Source organism: Amycolatopsis sp. NPDC059021 (genome assembly GCF_042739895.1).
GTDB lineage: Bacteria > Actinomycetota > Actinomycetes > Mycobacteriales > Pseudonocardiaceae > Amycolatopsis.
The window spans coordinates 1-4,425 of the sequence record NZ_JBHYIQ010000021.1; the positions used below are offsets into that span (position 1 = coordinate 1).

The 4,425-nt window shown below is 72.7% G+C and carries 5 protein-coding genes; 2 read left to right on the forward strand and 3 right to left on the reverse strand.

Features of this window, described 5'->3' with window-relative positions; genetic code table 11:
- Window positions 1-397: 397 nt before the first annotated feature.
- Entirely contained in the window at window positions 398-1,858 is a 1,461-nt protein-coding gene (locus ACFWX1_RS14985) for a PLP-dependent aminotransferase family protein (protein WP_378387524.1), read from the reverse strand.
- 61 nt (window positions 1,859-1,919) lie between these two features.
- On the opposite strand from ACFWX1_RS14985, the gene ACFWX1_RS14990 reads away from it, so the two are divergent.
- Window positions 1,920-2,606 carry a YitT family protein gene (locus ACFWX1_RS14990; protein WP_378387526.1) on the forward strand — a complete coding sequence of 229 codons (687 nt, stop codon included), beginning with the start codon at window positions 1,920-1,922 and terminating at the stop codon, window positions 2,604-2,606.
- Here ACFWX1_RS14990 and ACFWX1_RS14995 read toward each other — a convergent pair.
- Together ACFWX1_RS14995 and ACFWX1_RS15000 are read right to left on the reverse strand one after the other, a co-directional pair.
- On the reverse strand, window positions 2,603-3,151 hold the full coding sequence (locus tag ACFWX1_RS14995) for a Clp protease N-terminal domain-containing protein (protein WP_378387528.1): 549 nt from the start codon (window positions 3,149-3,151) through the stop codon (window positions 2,603-2,605). The two genes, ACFWX1_RS14990 and ACFWX1_RS14995, sit on opposite strands and share 4 nt — an antisense overlap.
- Window positions 3,151-3,360: a sigma factor-like helix-turn-helix DNA-binding protein gene (locus ACFWX1_RS15000; protein WP_004559389.1), complete on the reverse strand. Its 210-nt coding sequence runs from the start codon at window positions 3,358-3,360 to the stop codon at window positions 3,151-3,153. The genes ACFWX1_RS14995 and ACFWX1_RS15000 overlap by 1 nt, the downstream gene beginning before the upstream one ends.
- Window positions 3,361-3,426: 66 nt before the next feature.
- Here ACFWX1_RS15000 and ACFWX1_RS15005 point away from each other — a divergent pair, with 66 nt between their 5' ends.
- Entirely contained in the window at window positions 3,427-4,200 is a 774-nt protein-coding gene (locus tag ACFWX1_RS15005) for a hypothetical protein (RefSeq protein ID WP_378387530.1), read from the forward strand.
- Window positions 4,201-4,425 lie beyond the last annotated feature (225 nt).

The window sequence follows — 4,425 nt, forward strand, 5'->3', positions numbered from 1 at the left end:
GATCGACCAAATGCCCTTGGGTGTGGCGGCGGCGAAGCATAAAAACAACAAATACACCCACCAGAAGCCCTCGCGGGCCCCACACCCCCCCCCCCGCCGGGGGGGTGGGGGCCGGGGCCCGGCCCCGGCGCGGCCCCCGCGGCGCCGGGACCCACACCGGGTGTGCTCCGGGGGTTCCCGTTCACCGCGCCGAACGGGAAACCGTCAAGGCCCGAAGCCACCCAAACCGCGGGCGCTTCCCGGCACGTCGAGGGGCTGTGCCGGGAAGCCGCCGCGGTGCCCGCGCCGGATGACACCGGAGCGGGCACGCACAACCGGTGCGCTGGATGCCCATCGACCGCCGCCCATCCCTGGAGCGGCCGGACCGGACCCCATCCAGCGCACCGGTTGTCGTCGTTCAGGCGATCGGGACTTCGGTGGCGACCGGGGCGGGCGTACCGCGGACGGAGGACGCGGCGGCGCTGAGCCTGCGGACCGCTTCGTAGAGCCGATCCGGTGGCTGCGCGAAGGGCAGGCGCAGCCAGCGTTCCAGTCCTCCGTGGACACCGAACCGCGAACCGGGCGCGATCTGCACACCGTGTCCGGCGGCGGCGACCGCGAGCCGGGTGCTCATCGGCTCCGGCAGCCGGCACCACAGCGACAGGCCACCCGGTGGCAGCGTCCACGTCCAATCCGGGCAGTACCAGCTCAACGCCTCGGCCAGCCCGTCCCTGCGGGCACGGAACTCCTCGCGACGCTGCGCCAGCATCCCGGAGCCCGCCTCGGCGAGCAGCTCCGCGAGCACGACCTGTTCGAACACCGGTGACCCGAGATCCACGGCGAACCGCGACGAGACCAGCCTGCCCAGCATGTCCTCCGACGCCCGGATCCAGCCCAGCCGCAGACCGCCCCAATGCGACTTCGACGCCGAACCGACAGTGATCGCCAGGTCCCCCGCCGCCGCGGCCAACGGGGGCGGCCCGTCCAGCGGGTCACTCTCGTAGTCCAGCTCGACCAGGGTTTCGTCGACCACCACCGGTGTCCTTGCCCTGGCCAGCACCGCACCGAGCCGCTCCCGGCCTTCCGCGTCGAGCCGCAGGCCGGTCGGGTTGTGGAAGTCGACCACGAGGTAGGCCAGCCGGGGTGCCGCCTGGCGTACCGCGGCGTCGATGCCGGCGATGTCCCAGCCGCGCGCGCCCGCCGGATCGAGCGCGACCGGCACCGGGACGGCGTGCGCGGACCGGATGGCCTCCAGTGCGTTCGGATAGGTTGGCTGCTCGACCAGCACCCGGTCGCCCGGCCCGGTCAGCATGCGCAGGACCAGCACGAACGCGTGATGGGCGCCGTTGGTGACCATCACCTGCGACGCCGAGGTGGGCAGCCCACGGTCGGTGTAGCGCTGCGCGATGCGTTCCCGCAGCTCCAGCAGCCCACGCTCGTAGTAGCCGTGCTCGCCGAGGTGCTCGGTGAGTGTCCGGCGGGCGGTGTCGAGTACCCCGGCCATGCCGGGAAGCGCCGACGGCGCCGCGCGCGCGAGGCAGATCAGGCCGTCGCCGGAGGGCATCAGCGGCCCGCCGCCTCGCCGCCTCGGTGCCGCGACCCACGATCCGGCGCCGCGGCGGCTGGCCACGATCCCGCTCTCCCGCAGCCGGTCAAGTGCCGCGCCGATCAGTGTCCGGCTGATCCCCAGCGCTTCGGCCAGCTCTCGCTCGGCGGGCAGCCGGGTGCCGAGCGGGAGCTGGCCGTCCAGGACGTGCAGTTCGATGGCGGCCGCGAGGTCGGCGGCTCCGTGCCGCGAGCCACCTTGCCGCCAGGAACCCAGCAAAACGGCCAATCGAGGACCCGATATCCGTCCACCTGGCGGGATCTGGGGTTGCATAAGGCCAATTATGACGAATTGGCCATGGTCTTCAAGACCACTTGGCCTTGATAGTGGATCCGTGGCACAACTCGATCTCCGCCCCGTCCGGATCACCCACGCCCCCGTGCGGCGCAGTGCGCAGCTGCTCGCGGGCCTCGCCCTGTACGGCACGAGCATGGCGATGATGACCCGGGCACATCTCGGCCTCGCCCCGTGGGACGTCCTCAGCGACGGGCTCAACAAACTCACCGGACTGAGCTTCGGCACGCTCACCGCGATCATCGCCGTCGCCGTGCTCCTGCTGTGGATCCCGATCCGGCAGCGGCCCGGTATCGGCACGGTCGCCAACATCGTGGTCATCTCGATCGTCGTCGACCTGGTCCGTGCCGTACTACCGGACCAGCACGTCCTCGCCTGGCAGATCACGCTGCTGGCCGGCGGGGTGGTGCTCAACGGCGTCGCGACGGCGGTCTACGTCGGCACCCGCCTCGGCCCCGGCCCGCGCGACGGGCTGATGACCGGCCTCGCGGCGCGCACCGGCTGGTCCGTCCGGCTGGTGCGCACCGGGATCGAGGTGACCGTGCTCGCCGCGGGCTGGCTGCTCGGCGGGTCGGTGGGCGTGGGGACGGTGTTCTACGCGCTGGCCATCGGCCCGCTCGCTCAGGCCCTCCTGCCGTTGGTGACCTGGCGCGGTCCCGAAGCTCCCGGCACGGAAGACCTGCCAGAGGAGGAACCGGACCGACGGTGCCCAGACGGCGCACATTAGCCGGCCTTGCGTTCCCGCATCGCCCGGCGCAGCGTCGGATAGTCGGCGCCGTGCCGGGCGAGCAGGTCGGCGGCGACCCCCTGCTGTGCCGCCAGTGCGAGCAGGAGGTGGTCCTGCCCGAGGATCTTGTCCCCGATCTCGACCGCCTGCCGCAGACTGCCCTCGATCAGCTTCTTCGTCGTCGGGGCGAACGGCAGATGCGCGCGCTTGCCCCGGCGGCCCTGCCCCGGTCCCGCGAGCGCGCCGGGACCATGGGCCTGCTCGATCCGTTCGACGATCTGCTCGACGTCGATACCCAGCTCCGTCAGCGCCTCGGCGTCGGTGTCGGTGATCCCACCCCGGCGGCGGAACCGCTCGAGCTCCCCCGCGATGTCGTCTCGTGACACCCCCAGCCGCGTGAGCAGGCGGGACGCGTCGCTGTCGGCGCTTCGGACGAGTTCGGCCAGCAGATGCAGCGGCTCGATCTCCCGTGAACCCATCTCGGTGGCGAGCCGCTGCGCGTCGACGAGCGCGAACCGGACGTCGGGGGTGAACCGTTCGAACATCAGTGCCTCCCGTACTTCTTGTGGACCGCCTGCCTGCTGACCCCCAGCTCGGCGGCGATCTCCTGCCACGACCACCCGTGCACCCGCGCGCTGCGCACCTGCACGGCCTCCAGTTGCTCCAGCAGCCGCCGGAGCGCGGCGACGGCGCGCAGCCCCACCCGGGGATCGCGATCGCCCGCTCGCGCGGCCAGGTCCGTTGCCTCAGTCATGCTGTCAACTTACGTTGACATCGCCGAGTATGTCAACCTCAGTTGACGCCGTACTACAGTCGCGGGATGCCCGACATCGCCATCGCCGAACGGGCCGGGGTCGGCGCGGACGGCGCCGACCGCCCCACCGAGGACCACGTCGTGGTGCTGGACAACGCGGTCCTCCTGCTCGACGGCGCCACCTCACCGCACCCCGACCTGCCTCCCGGCGGCTGGTACGCCGGGCTGCTCGCCGGCAGGCTCGCCGCCGGCCTGCACGCCGAACCGGACGCGGACCTGGCCGACGTGCTCGCCGCGTCGATCGCCGACGTCGCCGCGGAGCACGGCCTACGGCCCGGGAACGCGCCGTCGAGCACCGTCGCGATGCTGCGCTGGCAACCCGACGAGGTCGAGGCACTGGTGCTCGCGGACAGCCCGATCGTCGCCTTCGGGCGGTTCGGCGACACCAAGCTGGACGTCGTGTCGGACGACCGGCTCGTCACGCTGCGAGACGGCGGGAAGCTCCAGACCGGCGCGGACGTCCGGCGCAGGCGCAACGCCGACGACGGTTTCTGGGTCGCCGAAGCGGATCCCGGCGCGGCCGCGAAGGCGGTGCGGCGGACCTGGCCGAGGACGACGGTGGACGTCGCGCTGCTGGCCAGTGACGGGGTCGCGATCGGGGTCGACGAGTACCACCTGTTCGACTGGCCCGAAGCACTGCGCCTCGCCCGCTCGGACGGTCCGGACGCGGTGCTCGACGCCGTCCGCACCGCCGAGAAGCAGGACCCGGACGGCACGCGCTGGCCCCGCGCGAAGCGGCACGACGACCAGGCACTCGTTGTGGTGGACTTCACCGCCTGATATCAGGCTTCCGGGGGAATTCAGGGTCTTCCCTGATCACGAACGCGTCGCGGGCGACGAACCTGGATACATGGGGATTCAGGAGGAGAGGGGAGAGGGGGGGGCGGGGGGGGGGCGGGGACCGGGGGGCGACGCCCGGCGCGGGGCGCGACCACGGGGGGGGTTTACGCCCCGCCCGGGGCGGTCGCGGGGGCGTTGGGCGGGGCCGCGGTGGGGGATCCGCGG